At 51.4% G+C, this 20509-nt stretch carries 11 protein-coding genes and 1 tRNA gene; 7 read left to right on the top strand and 5 right to left on the bottom strand.

Features of this window, described 5'->3' with window-relative positions:
* Window positions 1-50 precede the first annotated feature (50 nt).
* Window positions 51-1502 (bottom strand): catalase, encoded by a 1452-nt coding sequence (locus CUZ56_RS03735; protein ID WP_126978307.1) that lies wholly within the window; start codon window positions 1500-1502, stop codon window positions 51-53.
* Between the two features lie 302 nt (window positions 1503-1804).
* On the opposite strand from CUZ56_RS03735, the gene CUZ56_RS03730 reads away from it, so the two are divergent.
* Complete coding sequence (locus CUZ56_RS03730; protein WP_275427131.1) at window positions 1805-3445, top strand: lysophospholipid acyltransferase family protein; 1641 nt, start codon at window positions 1805-1807, stop codon at window positions 3443-3445.
* Window positions 3446-3568: 123 nt separating this feature from the next.
* Here CUZ56_RS03730 and CUZ56_RS03725 read toward each other — a convergent pair whose 3' ends face one another.
* Window positions 3569-6307, bottom strand: coding sequence for an autotransporter family protein (locus CUZ56_RS03725; RefSeq protein WP_126978303.1), 2739 nt, complete (start codon window positions 6305-6307; stop codon window positions 3569-3571).
* 525 nt (window positions 6308-6832) lie between these two features.
* Complete coding sequence (gene argA, locus CUZ56_RS03720) at window positions 6833-8254, bottom strand: amino-acid N-acetyltransferase (protein WP_126978301.1); 1422 nt, start codon at window positions 8252-8254, stop codon at window positions 6833-6835.
* 52 nt (window positions 8255-8306) lie between these two features.
* Here argA and hrpA point away from each other — a divergent pair, with 52 nt between their 5' ends.
* From hrpA to CUZ56_RS03695, 5 genes are all read left to right on the top strand, one after another.
* Window positions 8307-12335, top strand: a complete 4029-nt coding sequence (gene hrpA, locus CUZ56_RS03715; protein ID WP_126978299.1) for an ATP-dependent RNA helicase HrpA — start codon at window positions 8307-8309, stop codon at window positions 12333-12335.
* A gap of 490 nt (window positions 12336-12825) precedes the next feature.
* Window positions 12826-15627 carry an autotransporter family protein gene (locus CUZ56_RS03710; RefSeq protein ID WP_126978297.1) on the top strand — a complete coding sequence of 934 codons (2802 nt, stop codon included), beginning with the start codon at window positions 12826-12828 and terminating at the stop codon, window positions 15625-15627.
* 315 nt (window positions 15628-15942) lie between these two features.
* Window positions 15943-16860, top strand: a complete 918-nt coding sequence (locus CUZ56_RS03705) for an alpha/beta hydrolase (RefSeq protein WP_126978295.1) — start codon at window positions 15943-15945, stop codon at window positions 16858-16860.
* 259 nt (window positions 16861-17119) lie between these two features.
* The gene (gene pncA, locus CUZ56_RS03700) at window positions 17120-17752 is read left to right on the top strand and encodes a bifunctional nicotinamidase/pyrazinamidase (protein WP_126978293.1); all 633 of its coding nucleotides are present in this window, start codon (window positions 17120-17122) and stop codon (window positions 17750-17752) included.
* Window positions 17753-17761: 9 nt separating this feature from the next.
* Complete coding sequence (locus CUZ56_RS03695; RefSeq protein ID WP_126978291.1) at window positions 17762-18244, top strand: GNAT family N-acetyltransferase; 483 nt, start codon at window positions 17762-17764, stop codon at window positions 18242-18244.
* A gap of 210 nt (window positions 18245-18454) precedes the next feature.
* Here CUZ56_RS03695 and CUZ56_RS03690 read toward each other — a convergent pair.
* Window positions 18455-18531: transfer RNA gene (locus CUZ56_RS03690), tRNA-Arg, on the bottom strand.
* Between the two features lie 376 nt (window positions 18532-18907).
* On the bottom strand, window positions 18908-19222 hold the full coding sequence (locus CUZ56_RS16330) for a surface-adhesin E family protein (protein ID WP_369126756.1): 315 nt from the start codon (window positions 19220-19222) through the stop codon (window positions 18908-18910).
* Between the two features lie 319 nt (window positions 19223-19541).
* On the opposite strand from CUZ56_RS16330, the gene CUZ56_RS03685 reads away from it, so the two are divergent.
* Complete coding sequence (locus tag CUZ56_RS03685) at window positions 19542-20474, top strand: 2-hydroxyacid dehydrogenase (RefSeq protein ID WP_126978570.1); 933 nt, start codon at window positions 19542-19544, stop codon at window positions 20472-20474.
* Window positions 20475-20509: the final 35 nt, after the last annotated feature.

Below are 20509 nucleotides of genomic sequence, written 5' to 3'. Positions count from 1 at the left end.
GCCTGTGGGGTCAGGGCGTATTGTTATTTTTCGTTTTTATATTTTTCTGGTTATTTTGTTTTGGCTTTAACGGCTTCTCTTACGCCTTTGCCATAGGCCGGGTCAATCTGATCAAACAGTTTGGCCTGCCGTTCAACGATTTCAGCCGGAACGCCCTGCATGGCATCAGCAATGTTGTTGTACAGGCGCTGGCGCTGTTCTTCATTGAACAGTTTCCACAAAGCGCGGGGCTGTCCGAAATCATCATTGCCTTCACGGTGGTTGTAGCGGTCTGCATCACCGCTGATTCTCAGCGGCGGCTCTTTCAGGCTGGGGTCTTCAACCGGGCCGTTGAATGAGTTGGGCTCATAGTAGGCATCAGCGTTGGGCATGTTGGGTGTGAACCGCATGGCGCCGTCTTTATGGTAATGGTGAACCGGGCAGCGCGGCGCATTTACCGGCAGTGCTTCGTAATGGGTGCCCAGCCGGTAGCGGTGCGCATCGGCATAGCTGAAAATACGTGCCTGCAGCATTTTGTCGGGAGAAAAGCCGATGCCGGGGATGATATTGGACGGGCTGAACGCAGCCTGTTCAATTTCCGAAAAATAGTTTTCCGGGTTGCGGTTGAGCTCGAGCACACCCACTTCAATCAGCGGATAGTCGGCATGCGGCCAGACTTTGGTCAGGTCAAACGGGTTGTAAGGTGTTTTTTCGGCTTCCATTTCAGGCATGATCTGCACATACATGGTCCATTTGGGGTAGTTGCCTTTTTCAATGGATGTGTACAGGTCTTCCTGTGTGCTTTCACGGGTTTTACCAACAACCTCGGCAGCTTGGGCGTTGGTCCAGTGCTTGTGTCCCTGCTGGGTTTTGAAATGGAATTTTACCCAGAAGCGCTCGCCCTTGGCGTTCCAGAAAGAATAGGTGTGTGAGCCGAATCCGTCAATATGGCGGGCGTCTGTGGGCAGGCCGCGGTCTGAGAACAGTATGGTGACCTGATGCAGAGATTCAGGGGAGAGCGACCAGAAGTCCCACATGGCCGTCGGTGAGCGCATATTGGTACGCGGATGGCGTTTCTGGGTGTGGATGAAATCGGGGAATTTCATACCGTCGCGGATGAAAAATACCGGTGTGTTGTTACCCACCAGGTCCCAGTTGCCCTGCTCGGTATAGAACTTCAGTGCAAAGCCGCGCACATCACGCTCGGCATCTGCCGCACCCATTTCACCGGCGACGGTGGAAATACGGATCAGCATGGGCGTTTTCTTGCCAACTTCGCTGAATACGGTTGCTGCAGTGTATTTGGATATGTCTTTGGTGATGGTCAGCGTACCATAGGCGCCGGTACCTTTGGCGTGTACGGTACGTTCAGGAATGCGCTCGCGGTTCTGGTGTGCCAGTTTTTCGATGAGCTGGTAATCCTGCATCAGAACGGGTCCGCGTGCCCCTGCGGTAATGCTGTTCTGATTGTCTGTGATCGGGGCTCCGGCTGTTGTCGTCTGGACGGGTCTGGTTGTTTTCATCGTCGGATCCTTTCATGTAGTTGACGGATGTTTTATTGATAGATTCTATTATAATTCATAATCAATTTAATCAAGCTATTGAATTTTGTAATGAAACCCATGCAAATTGGTTATCAGGGTTGTTTGGGAAAAGCAAAGAACGATACCGAATTGCTCAGTCGGGGTTGACATATGTTTGTCACGATTTTTATCTACAGTACTGCTTATACCATACAACCTGAGGTATAGCCATGTTAAGTGTTGATGCTGTATTGCAAGATCTATCACAGGGCAAAAGTGTGTCTTCATGGAAAAGAACGCTTTTGAAAAAGCTTTTGCATGAAAGCCGGTTTACTGAATTTGCTGAGAAGTATCCGCATTTGAGAGGGATCGACAGCGTCGAGCAGATTCTGGATGAAGTGGGGCCGCGAGCAGAGGTGGTTGATGGCTGTTTGGAAAATATCCCGAGCGAAGGTCCCGTGGTGCTAGTTGCCAACCATCCTCTGGGGGGGCTGGACGGTCTGGTCCTGTTGAAAATTCTGTCCAAAGTCCGCCCGGATATCAAAGTGGTTTCCAACCAGTTGCTTCAGTATCTTGAACCTTTGCGGAGTTTGTTTCTGGGGGTTGACAATATCGGTAACCGCACCAGCCGCAAGCAGGTGGAGCAGGTGCAGGCGCATTTGCAGAACAAGGGGGCATTGATTTTCTTTCCTGCGGCAGAGGTTTCACGCCTGAAATTGAAGGGCATACGCGACGGTCAATGGGGTACCGGGTTTATCCGCTTTGCTGCCAAGGCACGTGCGCCGATTGTTCCCATTCATATTGCGGCGCGAAACAGTGCATTTTTTTATTTCGCCAGTTGTATTTACAAGCCTTTGTCTACCGCGTTGCTGGTCAGGGAGATGTTTAACAAAAAAAACAAGTCCTTGAAAATTCGCATCGGTCGCAAAATTCCTTATGACAACTGGCATTCGGGGCGTATCCATCTGGCAGAACTGGCCGGGCGTTTTCGCAACCACACGTACCGGGTGGGGGCCAACAAGCCGGACGGTTTTTTGACAGAGGCGCCGATTGCGTTGCCTGAAGACAGAATCGTGCTGAAAAAAGCGATTGAAGCCTGCGCCCCTTTGGGGCAGACTCCGGATGGAAAGGTGATATACCTTTACCAGCGTTGCGGGGCGGTGAATGTGCCCGTTTTGCGTGAGCTTGGCCGTTTGCGTGAAGTGGCTTTCCGTGCCGTTGGCGAAGGTAGCGGCAACCGCCGCGATCTTGATCGTTACGATGACATGTACCATCACCTGATTTTGTGGGACCCACAGGCGCTGGAAATTGTCGGCGCTTACCGTTTTATGCCTGCTGCAAGCGCATTTGAACAGGGCAGAATGGCGGATTTATACAGCTACACGCTGTTTGAATATGGCAAGGAGATGAATGACATACTTGCGTGCGGTATTGAACTGGGCCGCAGCTTTGTTCAGCCTGCCTACTGGGGGAAAAGGGGGCTGGACTACCTGTGGCAGGGGATTGGTGCTTATGTGGCCCGCTATCCGCAGTACCGCTACCTTTTCGGGCCGGTTTCAATTTCAGGCGCATTGCCTGCCGCTGCACGCGATTTGCTGGTGGCGTTTTACCGTATGTATTTCTCTGCCGCGGGGCAAATCGCATATTCCAGGTGGGCGTATCCGGCATCGGTTCCTGAGGTGCAGGCGATTTTTGATGGCAATGATTACGCCAAAGATTTAATCAGTCTTAAAACCATGTTGAACAATATGGGGTGTTCGATTCCGACGTTGTATAAACAGTATTCAGAGTTATGCGAGCCCGGTGGCGTGCAGTTCCTTGATTTTGGTATAGACCCGGACTTTAACCACTGCATTGATGGCCTGGTTGTGGTTGATATGTCGCGGTTGAAGGCGTCAAAATACCAGCGCTATATTGAGCCTTATCTGGCATTCCAGGGATGAATGGGTTGGGCATAGAGGACTGATTGCCTGCTTTGCCATGGCTGTATCCGGCTTGCCGAAAATGGCATAGAAGCGGTTATTCAGTCTATCTGCCGGCATGTACGCCGGCAGATACCGAGTCTTTTAGAAAGAGTAAATCAGATTGACGCCGGCATAGTGGCTGTAGGTATGCTTGCTGACCTCGAAGTTGTAGCTGGCAGCCAGTTGAAAATCTTTGGTGACATGCCAGACGCTGTTGATGCCCAGCCCCAGGGCGTCACTGTCGAGTTTGTCTGCATAGCTTTCGTACCTTGTCCCGGACGTGTCCATCAGGAAAAATGCCCGGGCCGAAGCCGCGTTATCACCGTACAGCCCCGCATAGTAAATTTCGCCACTGACATTCATGTCCTTGTTATTGGTCCAGGTCAGGCTGGTGCCGGCCCTGAGGAAGTGGAAGTTTTCTTTATGCGAGTCAACCTGCAGCGCATAATTTCCCCAGCTTTCCGTATAGCTGCCAACATCAAGCCGCATGTATTCGTAGGAGAGGAAGGGGCGCATCATCCATGATTCATCAAGCTGAAAGCGGCGTCCGAAGTTGATGCCCAGATTCAGGTTGTTGGAGCTGTAGTCTGCAGAATAGCTTTGCCAGTAGACGCGCCGGGTCTGGTCGTATGATGTGCGGCCATAAGCGCCCAGCAGACCCAGCTCGATCTGGCCTGGCAGAAGAGTTCCGCCATACAGAGCCACGCTCACACTTTTGGCGTTGATATCGGCGTCTGTTGAACGGTACTCGGGCCATGAGCCAAAAATGGCAAGCCCCAGGAAAAACTCCCGGTCAAAACAGTTATCAATGCCTAAGGCAATGCCGGGTGTTTTCAGTGTGAAGTTGCTGCCGCTGTCCCGGCTGGTGTAGCGGTATGTGGGTTTGAGCCATACGTTATGTGATTTTTCGCACTGGTCTTGGCAATTCTGCGTGGCATTGTTATCGACTGGCAGTGGCTGGTCGCGGCAGTTATCAAAGCATTCAAAATTCCAGGCAAAGCGCTCGCTGAGCATGTTGCCCATGACATTCTGTGTGGCTATACCGCTGGGGGCGGTGGTTGCCGATGATGCGCCGGTTTCCTCGTTGTATGTTTTGCTTTGAATAAATGCGACCAGATCCTGTGACAGCGCATTGTTTTCGCGCCAGTACAGGCCATAGCGGTAGTCATAAAAGCCCGATGAGAATGCGCCTTCAGGATTGAGAATGGTGCTGCTGTTTGACAGGCTGTCGCTTGCGCGCAGGCTCAGCAAGGGGGCTTCAGCACCGGCAGGCAGTTCAAAATAGCTGAATGAACCGCCCTGGTTCATGCCGACATTGGAGCCGGAACTCAGTGTAATGTCCTTGCCATTGATCAGATGCGGCGTTGCTGAAAGGGCAAATAGGAGGTTGGTGCCCGAAGCCATGTTGAACGAGGCTGTGGTGGCATTGCGCAGATCGATATGGGCCGGGCTGTTGTTGGCCCGTGCCAGATACAGGGTGCCTTCGTTGATGTTCCAGGTGGTGGCACTGGCCATGTCGTTGTGGCCTGCCAGTATCCACGTGCCGGCACTGTTTTTGTTGATGGTCAGGTTCACATTGCCAAGTGGGCGGGAATCGTATTTTCCGACTGTGTTATCGGCCTGAGAAGCCAGCGGGTCAAGCATGTTCACATTGGCGCCAGCTGCAACGTCAAGGGTGAACGCTGTGGTCAGTGCGCCTGAGGAAACGCTGCCAAAATAAATGCTGTTGGGTACGACGCCGGTTGCGCCCGGGTTATGTGTATTGCCTGAAAAGGTGATGTCTTTGCCCGCGTCTGCAATCAGTATTAGGCTGGGGCCGGAGTTGTAAATGGCGCCGCCCAGGCCGCTGCTCATATCTCCTGTATTGCTTGTTGTGGCCCGGTTATTATAAAAGCTTGCACCTTCAATGATGGAAGCGCTGAGTATGGAAATAGCGCCACCCAGGCCTGACTTGTCTGCGTTGCCGCCTGATGTGGCGGAGCCGCCTGCTCCGCCTTGTGCCAGGTTGTTGCGGAATACAACGTTCTGGGCACCGGTCATGTCCAGGCCGAGAAAGCCGATGTAAACAGCGCCACCGTTGCCTGAGTTGGAGGCATTGAGCCCGTTGGCATTGCCGCCAATGGCCCGGTTGTTTTCAAACGTGATGTTCTGGGCATCAGTCAGATTCAATTGTGATGCATAAATGGCGCCACCCTGGCCGGAACCCGCAGTGCTGTTGTTGCCTGTGCCGCTGACGTTGCCTGCAACGGCCTGATTTCCCGAGAAGGTGATATTCTGTGCATTGCTGAGGTTAAGGGCGTTATATACATAAATTGCACCGCCTGCGCCTGAGTTGCTACCGTGTCCGTTGCCTCCGGTGGCTGTATTGTTATAAAAACCGATGTTGCTGGCGTTGCTTATGGACAGGCTGTTGGCGGCATAAACGGCACCGCCCTGGCCACTGCTGATTGAACCGTCAATCCCCTGTGCTTTGCTGTCGCGAATTTCCAGGTTGGTCAGATTGAGGGTGACATTGGATGGGGTGAAGTTGAACATGCCCCCTTTGGCTGGTGCTGTCCCGGCAGCCTGGGCGAGCACAACAGCAGAGCCGCTGCCGGATTCAACGGTAAGGGAGGTGTAGGAAAACGGATGACCGATAAAAGATGAGTCATCATTGTGAATGCGAATCACATCGCCATTAGCCAGTACGCCTGAAGTGACCAGGCTGTCGAGGGTAGGGTACGTCTGTCCGTTGCCTACATCGTAGGTGGCTGCAAAGGCGGTACCCGTATATAGACATAATGCAGCAGGAATGGTCAGGAAACAGATGCTTTGTTTGTTTTTAACTTTCAAATCGAACATGGTTGTTCCTTTGTATAAGGGAATCAAGTCATCGTGGTAGCAATAAATTCATACGGTACTGGAAGAGCAGTTCACCGTTGGGCATATATGCTGGGAGTGTTGGTATTTCGGCGGCGTAGCTGATTAATTGTCCTTTCTTTTTTTTCGTGCGGTCAGTTAATTTGGCTACTGTTTGAAAAACGAATGCGATGTCTGACGGTATCCAATCAGGTTAAACGACAGCTTGTTGAATTTGATTCAAATCTTGCTCAGTTCGACCCGATTGATGTACCAGACAAATAAAAATGAAAATCAATTACGATGATTTTAAGGTTGACAGCGTAATTGGCTCATATGATAGCAAGGAGCCCTTGAGGTATCGATATTTTTTAAATATCCATCCATGGGGTGTGGTGTTGTGGGCGCCGGAGGAGTTCTGCTGATTCCGCGTATTGGGAACAAGGGGTTTTAGCGCCGTTAAGGAGGCCTGTTTTCGGGTGGTTTTCCGGTATAGGGTCACGGGGCCGAAGCCCCGGTTTGGAAGGGTTAGTCAATGATTCGGTCCAGCCGTTTGACCAGTACCTGTGAACGGCGTTCCCAGTTGTATTTTTTCAAACGCGCCTCAGGCAGCCACTCAGGCTTAACCGGCTCAAATCCGCGTTTAATGAACCAGTGCATGGTTCGTGTGGTGAGCACAAAAATGCTTTCAAACCCGAGCGCCCGTGCGCGTTGTTCAATGCGTTTCAGCAACCGGTCACCGTCACCCTGGCCCTGTGCCTGAGGCAGTACCGTGAGGGCTGCCATTTCGCCGGTTTTGGCTTGAGGATAGGGGTAAAATGCCGCGCAGCCAAACAGCACGCCGTCGTGTTCTATCACGGTATAGGCTGAAATATCGCGTTCAATGTCGGTGCGGCTGCGTTTGACCAGGATGCCGTCTTTTTCCAGCGGTTCGATCAACTGGATAATACCTCCGACGTCGTCAGAGCGGGCTTCGCGCAGGCTGTCGAGTTTTTCATCGACAATCATGGTGCCGATGCCGTCATGGGTGAAGATTTCCATCAACAGCCCACCATCCACGGCATAAGGAATGATGTGCACACGCTCAACACCGTTCTGCGATGCTTTGACCGCATATTTCAGGTAGTAGGCGGCATCGGTGGGTTGCTGGGTATCAGGCAATTTGGCCAGCAGGTCTTCTGCCTGGTGCAGACTTAATTCATGCAGAATGCCCGAATGTTCGTCTGTTGCAGGAGCCGGCGGGGCTGTTGCGGCGCTTGTTAGAGCCTGAGTCGGCTGCTGTTGCTCGTCTTTGGCCAGGGTTTCCGAAATGCCCTTGATTTCGGTGACAAAAATCAGTTTGTCGGCTTTGAGCGCTGCGGCCGCCTGGCTGGCTACGTCTTCCATGGTCAGGTTAAAAGCTTCACCCGTAGGTGAAAAACCAAACGGTGAAAGCAGTACAATAGCGTTTTGCTCCAATGCGCGCTGTATGCCGACACTGTCGAGTTTACGCACCAGACCGGTCTGCTCAAAATTGACACCATCGACAATGCCCAGAGGCTTGGCGGTGATGTAGTTGCCTGACAGTACACGGATCTGTGCATGTGCCATGGGGGTATTGGGCAGCCCCTGGCTGAATGCGGCTTCAATCTGGTAACGCAGTTGACCGGCGGCTTCCTGTGCAGCGTCCAGGGCGGCTTCGTCGGTAATGCGAATGCCGTTGACAAAACGCGAGGCGTGTCCTTTCGTGGCGAGTTGTTCCTCGACCTGTAGCCGAAAGCCGTGGGTCAGCACAATTTTGATGCCTAAAGAGTGGATCAGTGCCAGGTCCTGTACAAAGTGTGCAAGGCGCCCGGCAGCGATCAGTTCGCTGGCAATGCCGATGACGAATGTTTTGCCTTTGTGTGCATGGATATAAGGTGCGACCGAGCGGAACCAGGGCACAAAAAGGTGAGGAAATACGAGTTCCATAACATCAACAATCTATAGGTTTAAGGATAATCACGCATTCTGCATGAATCACATGGCTTCTACTGAATTAAAAACTACAACGCTCAACATTAGCTTTCCTGAAGAACTGCCAGTGTCGTCCCGGCGCGACGAAATTGCCGCGGCTATTCGTGCCCACCAGGTTATTATTGTATGCGGTGAAACGGGTTCGGGTAAAACAACACAGTTACCCAAGATTGTATTGGCGATGGGACGGGGTCGCGCCAACGGCGGCGGGCTGATCGGCCATACGCAGCCCCGGCGTATTGCGGCTTCCAGCGTGGCCAAGCGTATTGCCGAGGAACTGAAATCACCTTTTGGTGAAGTGGTTGGCTATAAAGTGCGTTTTCAGGATAAGCTTTCCAAAGACGCATCCGTCAAACTGATGACCGATGGCATTCTGCTGGCGGAAATCCAGTCTGATCCCGACCTCAAGGCCTATGACACGCTGATCATTGACGAGGCGCATGAGCGCAGCCTGAACATTGATTTTCTGCTGGGGTATCTCAAGCAACTGCTGCCGCGGCGTCCTGATCTGAAGGTGATTGTGACTTCCGCCACGATTGATGCCGACCGTTTTGCACGGCATTTTGCATCCGCTAAGGGGCCGGCACCGGTGATCATGGTTTCCGGGCGGCTCTATCCGGTAGAGGTGCGCTACCAGCCGTTTGAAGATTCGCGTGATTATGGTCTGAATGAGGCCATTGCAGATGCGGCTGATGCGTTATGGCGCGACCCTCATCAGGGGGGTGATATTCTGGTATTTTTACCGGGAGAGCGTGAAATCCGTGAAGCGGCTGACCATTTGCGCAAGCATACGGCCAGTCGTTATGCACAACTGGGTGCGGTGGAGGTGCTGCCTTTGTTTGCACGCCTTTCGCCACAGGAGCAGGAAAAGATTTTCCATCCGCAGGGTAGCCGGCGCATTGTGCTGTCGACCAATGTGGCCGAAACGTCACTGACGGTGCCGGGTATCCGCTACGTGGTTGATTCCGGGCTGGCGCGTGTCAAGCGCTACAGTTACCGCAACAAGGTGGAGCAGTTGCTGATAGAAGCAATCAGCCAGGCGGCGGCCAACCAGCGTTCGGGGCGTTGCGGACGTGTTGCCAACGGGATCTGCATTCGCCTGTATGACGAGCAGGATTTCAAAGGAAGACCACCATTTACCGACCCCGAGATTCTGCGCTCATCCTTAGCGGGCGTGATTCTGCGCATGATTTCGCTTGGACTGGGTGCTGTTGATGAATTCCCGTTTATTGAACCGCCTTCGGGCCGTGCCGTGGCCGATGGTTATGCGCTGCTTTCTGAGCTGGGGGCAATCAATGAACTGGAGCGTACTTTAACCGATGTGGGCAAGGTGCTGGCGCGGTTGCCGTTAGATCCGCGCATTGGCCGCATGATTCTGGAGGCGCGTGAACGCCAGTCTCTGGCCGAGGTGCTGGTGGTGGCCGCCGCGATGAGCGTGCAGGATGTGCGTGACCGCCCGCTGGATGCGCAGCAGAAAGCCGATGAAAAACATAAGCTGTTTGATGATGAACGGTCTGAGTTTTCGGGTACGCTGCGGCTGTGGCAGTGGCTGGAGCAGTTGCGCGGGCGCAGCCTTTTTGCACCGGCTGAGCAGGCTGTATTGGCCGCACAGGCGGGTAAAAAGGGAGCAGGGCCAAATGCTCAGAAAAGTGGAGAAAAATCCCAGCCTGCATCCCAACCTGCAAATAAAGGTGCTATCAGGAAAAGCCAAAAGACAGCACCCGGTGAAGTGCAGGATGGTGCGCTGCATAAGCTCAGCAACCGGCAGCAGGAGCTGCGTATGCGTGAACAGTTCATCAACCCGCGCCGGGTGCGTGAATGGCGTGATATCCATACGCAACTATTGACCGTTGTACGTGAGCACGGCTGGCGGCTGAACAGCAAGCCAGCAACTTATGAACAACTTCATCTGGCCTTGCTCAGCGGGCTTTTGGGTAACATCGGCTGCAAGAGTGATGATGAAGACTGGTATCTGGGCGCGCGCGGTATCAAGTTCTGGCCGCATCCGGGTGCCAATCTGAATAAAAAGCCGGGGCGCTGGGTAATGGCCGCCGAACTGGTGGAAACATCGCGCCTGTTTGGCCGTTCGCTGGCGACGATACAGGCTGCCTGGATAGAAACCATGGGGCAGCATCTGCTGAAATACCAGTTGCTGGATCCGCATTGGGAGAAAAAAGCCGCTGAAGTGGTGGCGCTGCAGCGGGCTACGCTGTATGGGCTGGTGATCTTTAATAACCGGAAAGTCAATTACGGCAAGATTGATCCGCAGCAGTCGCGTGAAATTTTCATACGCGAAGCGCTGGTGGCCGGGGACTGGGACAGCAAGCTGCCGTTTTTAGCGCATAACCGCAAAATGGTGGCACAGGTGCAGGCGATGGAGCATAAAGCGCGCCGACAGGATTTGCTGGTGGATGATGAGCTGATTTATGCTTTTTATGAGCAGCAGGTACCTGAGCATGTGGTCAGTGGTCATACGTTTGAAACCTGGTACCGGCAGGAGGCCAAAAAACAGCCCCGGTTGCTTTATTTGAATAAAGAAGAGCTGATGCGCCATGAGGCCGCAGGCATTACAACCGATGCTTATCCGCGCATGATCCGGCTGGGTGGCATTGACTGCGCTGTCAGCTACCTGCACGAACCGGGGCATGTGCGTGATGGCATGACGGTGACCGTGCCGATTTACGCGCTGAACCAGGTCAGTGACGAACGGGCTGAATGGCTGGTGCCAGGCATGCTGACCGATAAATTGACCGCATTGTTGAAAAACCTGCACCAGCGCCCACGCTCGCGGCTGATGCCGCTGGCGGCTTATATTCAAAGTTTCATTGAAAGCCATCCATTTGGCGAAGGCAGCCTGTTTGAGGCATTGTTGCATGCAATACGCCAGAAGACACAACTGGATGTGAAACGTACCGACTTCCGGCTGGAAAACATGCCACCACATGTGTTCATGAATTTTGTGGTGGTTGACGAACATGGCCGCCAACTGGGTATGGGGCGCAATTTGTCCGCATTAAAAGCCGAGTTCGGTGCCCTGGCACGTAATGCATTTCAGGCGCTGGCTGCACTCAAACTGCCCCAGACACCTGCTGAACAGGCGCATGTACAACCCTTGCCATCCGGCCAATCTGAAGGTACTGAGAAAAAGGTTACAGTTACTGCGCAAAAAACACTGCCGCAAAGTGAAGAGCGCTACACAGCATGGACATTTGGTGAGCTGCCTGAACTGATGGAAATACGCAAAGGCAAGCAGACGCTGGTTGGTTTTCCGGCGCTGGTGGATGAGGGCGATGCGGTGCATATTGAGGTATACGATGAGCCTGAAGTGGCGGCAGCACATCACCGCGCCGGGTTAAGGCGGCTGGTGGCTCTGCAGGTGAAGGATGCGCTGAAATATCTTGAGAAAAACGTACCTGATCTGCAACGCATGTCGATGGGGTATATGTCCCTGGGAACAGCAGAGGAGTTGAAAAACCAGATTCAGGCGCTGGCGCTGGACCGTGCTTTTTTGGCAGATCCTTTGCCTGTAGATGCAGCGTCGTTTGAAGCATGTGTGAACCAGGGACGTGCCCGTTTGCAACTGATTGCACAGGAGGTGGCGCGGATGGCGTCAACGGTTCTTGCCGAATATAACGTGGCGATCCGCAAACTCAAAGACAGCAAACCGCCCAAAGCGATACACGATGATATCCAGGCCCAGCTTGCACGCCTGGTTTCCAAGCGGTTTGTTCTGGAAACGCCATGGACACAGATGCAGCATGTGCCGCGCTACCTGAAAGCCGTGGTGATGCGGCTGGATAAATACAAGGCAGATCCGGCGCGTGACGAAGCACGTATGGCAGAAATGCGTTCACTGGAACAGCGTTACCAGCGCCGGGTTGCTGAACTGCATGGCAAAGCGGATGCACGCTTGCAGGATTTTCGCTGGATGCTGGAGGAGTTGCGTGTGAGCCTTTTTGCACAGGAACTGCGCACGCCCTATCCGGTCAGTGTGAAGCGTTTGGAAAAAACCTGGGCCCAGTTGTCGCAGGGGTAAACCGCATTGTTTTCTCTGTCATTTCAAGATGCAGGATTATCCAGATGGCGAGCGCAAAATATACTTGCATGCGCTTTGGCTGTTGTGCAGCGGGTAAATTGGACCTGCTTTTGCAGGGCACTAAAAGAGTAAAAAATCCCGTAGCAATTCATATGTGAACGAATACCGGTTTTAAGGTAATGAGGGTGCGTTTGTTTTGTAAAAACGATACCCGGTTTGCATATTCAGGCTTGTTGATTGGCCAGATTTTTAGCTGGTATCACGAAAACATGTATTTCAAATGTTGTAAAAATGTTTGATGCAGTCTGCATTGGGATGTGCAATTCAAATTAATTATTGTCTTTCGTGATTTTTGTCAAAACCAGGGGCATGGCCGAGCTGGAAGTCATCATAGAATGCCTTCACATCTCTATGATAAAAATTTTTTCTTAATTGATATTCAGGGCATATTGAAACCCATTTTTTTATTGAATTGTCTTGGAGTTTTTGAATGAAGTCGTACAAAAGAACAGCTATTGCCCTGAGTGTTTTAGGCTTAGCTGCGCATTGCGCATCGGCTCAGACTGCCAGTTGTACCAGTGGGGCTGAGTGTGTTCAGACCGGCAGCAGCTATGGCCCGGGAAGCCCGGTTGTGCTGTCGCAGAATGCGGGCAGTATTTTGCGTTTCACCGCTGCGGATGTGGAGATCACAACCTCGGGCGGCAGTCAGCGCGGAATTACTGCCGATAACAATGGCAGCATTGTGTTTGAAGGCAATTTGAAGGTCACCCCTTCAGCTCGTACCACAACACAGTCCATTATTTACCCGACCAATGGTGGCACCATCCGTGTTGGCGGTAATTTTGATATCACCGCAGAAACCGGCGGTGCAGGGGCTCCCGGAATCATGTATATGATGAACGGGAATTTCATTGTTGATGGCAATGCCAACATGACGCTTTTGGCAAATTCCGATCAGGGAACGATGGTGCAGTTGAACTCCGGCAGTGTTTTCAGCGTTGGTGGTAAGGCGGTGTTGACGAATCTGAGTTCAAATAATACGACGCTTGTTTTAAGTGCGCAAGACACATCAAAAGCATCTTTCAATGAACTGGAAATTAACACCAATGCCGCTCAGGGGTTGATTGCCGGTGGCACTGCCAGTGTGACTTCAACCGGAACAACAACCATTACAGCGAACAAGGCTTACAGCTCTGGCATCTGGATCAATGGGTATGGGCTTGTCAGCCTGGGTGAAAGTGCGGCTGTGACCCAGCAGATGGAGAACAGCCGCGCAGGCATTGCGCAGGTCAACATCGGCACCAATGCCAAAGTATCAGGTGATTATGCGCTGAATGTGCTCAGTGGTGCTCCTAACACCGTCATCACGATCAAAGGTATAGTGGACTCTGATGTTTATGCTGTATATAGCAGTAGCGTCAATACCAAACAAAGCGTGTGGATTGATGGCGGACAGGTGCGTGGTGATATTACTTTGTTCCAGGGGGATGACAGCTTTAAGATCACGTCAGGCACGTTCAATGGCAATATCTACATGGGAGATGGAGACGATTACGTCGAAATTGCCGGCGGTAAAGTCACAGGACAGCTTTACATGGGCTCAGGTCAGGATAGCGCAACCATTAAAGGCAACCCTGATGTGAGCGGCGTGGTTATATTCAATGGTGGCTCGGATGGTTCGGCAGCGAGTACAGGGGCTTTGTCGTTCAGCGGCAGTGAAATGAGTGCGCGCAGTTTCGACGGTACCGGTTTGTTTATTTATGGCTGGGATACACTGAATCTGACCAATGGCACCCGCCTGACGATGACCGGGACCAACATTTTGTCAGCCTCGACCGGATTGGCTAATAACCAGGTAAATATTGACAGCACGTCCACATTGCTGCACGATCCGGCAACGCCCTCACAAACGATTATTGCCACGGTTAACAACGCCGGGCACATGACCATGGGCAATAATCTGGCGGTTGGTGATACCTGGACGATTCAGGGTAACTATGTTGGCAACAATGGCCTGGTGACATTTGATACCACGCTGGACGGAGATCTGTCGCCTACCGATAAGCTGGTGATACAGGGCGATACATCGGGAACCACGCGTGTGAGAGTCAACAACGTGGGTGGTGTTGGCGCATTGACCCAAAGCGGTATTGAAATTATTGAAGTGCAGGGCCAGTCTGATGGTACATTTGTACAGGATGGGCGTATTGTTGCAGGCGCTTATGATTACAAGCTGGACCGGGGGAATACGGCCAATGGCACAAATGGTGCTAACTGGTATTTGACTTCATATGACAGTCCGCTGGTTCTTGTGCCTGGGCCTGATACGGAGGATTCCAAAGTCATCACTCCAGTTGTGAGGCCTACTGTCAGGCCCGAGGCGGGCGCCTATCTGGGACTGATGGAGCATAATCGGGCAGCGTTTTCTCACAGTTTCCATGACCGCCAGCAACTGCTGAACAATCAGTACGAATCCTCCTGGGGACGCATCGAGTACAGCGAGATTAAAACGCGGGCCGGGCTTGACGATCAACTCAGCAATAAAGTACAGAGCACTTTGCTGCATGTGGGCACGGATGTTTATCAGGATGAAATTTTTCATTTCGGTGTCATGGGAGCATACAGCCGGGGTGATGTGTCTTCGAGCTCTCGAGTGACAGGCTTTACGGCCGATGGCAAATCGGACGGCTACTCGCTGGGCGTATATGCAACCTGGTTTAACCAGGATAAGGCCAACGATAAACCTTATGAAGGTTATTACGTTGATACCTATGCACAATACAACTGGTTTAACAACAAGGTCAATGGTCAGGGGTTGCCGCAGGAGCGTTATCGCACCGATGGTTTCACTTTATCGGCTGAAACCGGCTACAGCTTTTTGCTGGGAGAGCAGGACCAGAATCAGGCTATATGGACACTGGAGCCACAGGCACAGGTTATTTACAGCCGCATGGATGGCAGCGACCATTGGGAGAGCAACGGCACCCGGGTACATATCGGTAAAAGTGGCGGCCTGACTGGCAGGGTTGGTTTGCGCGTGCAAAGGCATCATGAAGAAGGTTTGCAGCCTTTTGCCACTTTGAATTATTGGTATGGTGAGCGCCAGGAGTCTTTGCAAATGAGTTATGTGCCTGTTGAAAGTAACCGCTCCCGTCACCTGCTGGAACTGAAAATAGGGGCGCAAACGCCGATTTCGGAAAACTGGCAGATATACGGTCAATTGCAGGGAGTAATTGGTGAGAATTCGACCAGGGGCTATGGTGCCAATGTCGGGTTGAGATACTCCTGGTAAGTGATGAGGCTGTACGGTGCTCATGCAATTACAGGTACAGCCAAATTGCAGAGGTTTTTGCTGTTTTGCCAAAAACCTCTGTCAAGGATTTTTACCGTGTATTTTGTGTAACGCAGGATACCGGACGAATGAAAAATAAAGTGCTCGCTTCGTGCGCTATTGCGCTATGAATAAAAAAATAGGGCGCTGTATGCAATGTCTTTTTTCGGACCGGATAATACGATAAGGTCGTGTTACCAAAACACATGTGTATCAGGTTTGATCAATAAGGATAATAAGCAAGTGGTTTCCAGGGCGCATAAATTGACTCCTGCAATGCAGCGTATTGCTGATCAGATGAAACGTGCAGGTCATAAACCCATGTATGAGCTTTCACCGCAGCAAGCACGGGAATACTATGAGCGCAATGCCAGTATTCTGGATTTGCCAGCAGCATCGTTGCCGCGTGTAGAGAATTTTTATATTCCATCAACAGATGGCGAGTTATTGCCGGCCAGATTGTATGCACCGTCAGAAGAGAAGGGCTTGCCTATTCTTTTGTTTTTTCATGGAGGTGGGTTTACCGTTGGCAGTATTGACACGCACGATAGTCTGTGCCGCCAGCTTGCGTTGCTCAGTGGTGTTGCTGTGGTGTCGCTGGATTATCGGCTGGCACCGGAATATAAATTTCCGGTAGCAGTGGATGACGCATGGGCGGCCTGCCAGTGGCTGAACCAGAATGGGCAGACTCTGGGGCTGGATAATTCCCGTCTGGCCATCGGGGGCGATAGTGCGGGGGGAACCTTGGCCGCCGTGTGTGCCATTATGGCGCGTGATGCGCAGTTGCCTGTGGCATTGCAGGTGCTGTTTTACCCGGGGACCACAGCCCACCAGGATACCGAGTCACACACGGTGTATGCCGATAACGCGATTATTCCTGAGGTTTTGATCACCTGGTTTTTCCACCAGTATATTGAAGATGGGGAGCGTGAAGACTGGCGCTTTGCACCACTGTTGTGTGACGACTTGCAGGGTGTTGCACCCGCCTGGATGGGGCTGGCGGAATGTGACCCGCTGGTGGATGAGGGCGTCGCATATGCTGACCGGCTGCGTTTTGCCGGAGTGCCGGTGGAACTGGAGCTTTATAAAGGTGTGACGCACGAGTTTGCCAAATTTGGGCAGGCGATACCGGAAGCCCTGGCAGCCCAAAAAGCTGCGGCACAGGCATTGGCACAGGTATTTGGTGTGGTTTAATGCAGATGCGTTGTCAGGTAATGGAATGCTAATCTGGCATCAGCCAACAATCAAGGCAGATACGCTTTATAATAAATAGTTATACTGCATTACATGTAAAAAGGTTTTGACTATATCTCTGGAGCGCAGGCATTGCAGCCAGAACTGAAAACCTGAAAATAATGTGGCCAGAGGCTTGCAAAAGGTACATCAAGCAATGACCTGGAGTTGTTCTGGCTGTGGTTGAGAAACGGGAGAGACGCTGACCATGACATTGGAGATGTCCAGATCAGACACGGTACTGATCGTGGTTGATGTGCAAAATGGTTTTTTACCAGGAGGGCATCTGGCTGTGGCTCATGGCGACAGGATTATTCCGGTCATCAACCATATTGTCCCCCTGTTTTCCAATGTGGTGCTGACACAGGACTGGCACCCAAGCGGGCATATGTCCTTTGCTTCTTCTCATGCCGGCCACAAAGCTTACGATACCATGAAAGTCCGGTACGGCATGCAGGTACTCTGGCCTGATCACTGTGTTCAGGGTACACTGGATGCCGAGTTATCACCTTCACTGCAAATACCCCATGCCCAGTTGATTATTCGTAAAGGATTTCATCCTGAAACGGACAGCTATTCGGCTTTTATGGAAGCCGACAGGCAAACATCAACCGGCTTGGCAGGGTATCTTCGGGAACGGGATATAACACAATGTTATATTTGCGGTCTGGCGACAGATTTTTGTGTGGCCTGGACTGCGCTGGATGCCCGCCGAATGGGGTTTGCCGCTGTGGTGATTGAAGATGCATGTCAGGGGATTGATTTGAATGGTTCACTGACCAAAGCCTGGGAAGAAATGGCTGCGGCTGGGGTGCAGCGAATTCAGTCGGAGAATTTAACTTCCACAATATAATGCTGGTATATGAACGTATCACGTCTTAATGCTTTGTTAAAGCCCAGTGGTGATTTTGGCGAATTCCACTGGCAAATTAATACATGGTCTCAGTTGAACCAGGGCGCTACTGCTGTTCGCGATGCGGTTTTTAGCAAGGAGCAGATGGTTCCAACCGATATGGATCTGGATGGGCATGATATTGAGGCGGTTCACATTCTGGTGACAACTGCCGATGGAACGCCAGTTGCGACAGGACGAATGACCAAAGAAGGCGATGGTGTTTCGCGCATTGGCCGTATGGCAGTGCTCTTTAATTGCAGGGGCAATGGGCTGGGTAAGCTGATGCTGACCGAGCTGATGAAATTTGCACGTCGGCGTAGAGATCATGCCATTGTGATTCATGCGCAAAGTTATGCCATAGGGTTTTATAAAAAGCAGGGGTTTGAGGTGTTTGGCGAGCCTTTCATGGAAGTCAATATTCCCCATGTCACTATGCGTGTTGCGTTGTAAATATTCCTGCTGCTGGTTCTGGCCAGGGCCGCAGATTCTATTTTTTTAGAATTATTAGCACTGCATAACCACCTGAGAAATCAGGTGGTTTTTTGATTTCTGGGCGATGGGAAGCAGCTTATGATGCGCTCAGAAAGTGATCATATTACCATGGTGGTAATATAGGCTGTACTTGCTAGATTGTGGATTGATGTAACTAATTGTTTTTATTGGCCTGTCCGGAGGGAATCGAACCCCCGACCCACAGCTTAGAAGGCTGTTGCTCTATCCGACTGAGCTACGGACAGGTAGCCTTGCATTATATGATATTGGCAATATCTTGTACAGGCGCGGCATTCAGGCAATCTTAGTAAATCTGTACTGCCTAACTGTTTTGCATCTGTCAATGTTCCGCTGATACTATCTGATGCTTAACCCCGTGGTATCAATGCTTGTTTATTTCCGGGACGAATAACGTCAGTTTTGGTCAGAATACATATCCAACCGCACTGGCGGTGGTTTTTTATTTTCGTTTAATCAGTTTCCACAGAACAACGATGATGAAAACAGCGACGAATATTTTTCCTGCAAAACTTCCTATTTCATATGAACTCATTTGTTAGCTCCTTGAGTGGTTATAAACGATTTGTATTCTGTAAGGCTTGATAAGCGGCTTTTTGTTGGTTATTGTGGGCAGACCTGGAGATAAACGTATGCGAATGGTTCATCCTTGTCTAGCGGTAGTGGTAGCGGATCGAATCGGTTAGGGAAGTCCTCCAATGTTGTGTAAATTTCTCCCTGAGCAAACCGTTCACTATAGTCTTTAATATGATTCATTCTTGCAGTTGTGTTTGTACAATCATATGTGATATTGAAAACAGCAGACTCATTTGGGGTGTGGTCGTTAAGCAAAATACGAGCGGTAATCAGACTGTTGTTGCTTGAGTCAACCTCTGGAGAACTCCAGTAATAAAAGCTATCGCCCCTGCTATTGGGCATGGGCTGCCAAGCTCCTTGATGCGTGTTAACGCAAGCACTTGTTAATAATGCTGTGATGGTAATGAGTAAGCGATACAAAATAACATTCCTGTAGGAAAGATTGAACACCTTTATTCTATAGTTTAGGTTCGTTCATATATATCAATGCCAATAATTCCCCACGAAATGGGCCATCACCGCTGTCTGTTTCGGCAGTGATTCTGAATCATTCGTACATCAATTCTTTTTTTCAAAGCCACGCTAACTTGTAGATATGCAGGGCTTCTATAATGAGTTCCAGCGTCGTATGACATATACCGCGATGAAGGGGGTATAGATGATGAAACCTGTTTTGCTGGTGATTGTGAAGTTGACTGAGCCCTATCTGGCACGTGCCAGGCAAACCTATGAAGTCATTTATGAGGCAGATCCGGCACGGCGAGAGCAGGCCATTCAAACACATGGCAAAGATGTTCAGATAGTTCTGACCAATGGCATTGCAGGCCTGACAGCAGAAGAAATGCAGCAGATGCCCCGGCTTGAACTGGTGTGCACCACTGGAGCAGGCTATGAGCGGCTGGATGTGGATTATGCGCATGCGCACGGTATTGCTGCGGCTAATGGTGCGGGTACCAATGCGCATTGTGTGGCTGACCATGCCATGGCGCTGCTGTTGGCAACGGTCAGGCAGGTGGTGTATCTGGACCATGCGTGCCGTCGTGGGGTATGGCGTTCAGATGTGGCTTTGCCTGCCAATGTTTCAGAAAAGAAGATGGGCATCATTGGCCTGGGAACCATTGGTCAACTGATTGCCAAACGTGCCGTGGGGTTTGAGATAGAAGTGGGTTATCACAACCGGCACCAGCGGCAAAATGTACCATATTCGTATTTCGATAATGTGCTGGAAATGGCGCAGTGGGCAGATTATCTGATGGTGGCAACCCCGGGTGGGGCACAGACACATCATATGGTCAATGCCCAGGTTCTTGAAGCGCTTGGGCCTGCAGGGTACGTGGTGAATGTAGGGCGTGGCAGCGTGGTTGATACACAGGCATTGGCACAGGCATTAAAAAATAAAACCATTGCAGGCGCCGGGCTTGATGTGTATGAAAGCGAACCGTCTCCGCCAGCTGATTTGATCGGATTTGATACGCTGGTGATCACACCGCATGTGGGAGGATGGTCACCAGAGGCGATTGCCAATTCGGAGCAGCGTTTTTTGGATAATGCACGCTTGCATTTTGCAGGGCAACCGATGATCTCTCCGATTTAAAAAGAGCCGACCAGTCAGGATCAAATAAAAGCCAT

The sequence above is a fragment of the Saezia sanguinis genome (assembly GCF_003991585.1).
Classification (GTDB): domain Bacteria; phylum Pseudomonadota; class Gammaproteobacteria; order Burkholderiales; family Burkholderiaceae_C; genus Saezia; species Saezia sanguinis.
The sequence above is the reverse complement of the archived record's forward strand: the minus strand, read 5'-3'. Positions and strand labels throughout refer to the sequence as shown.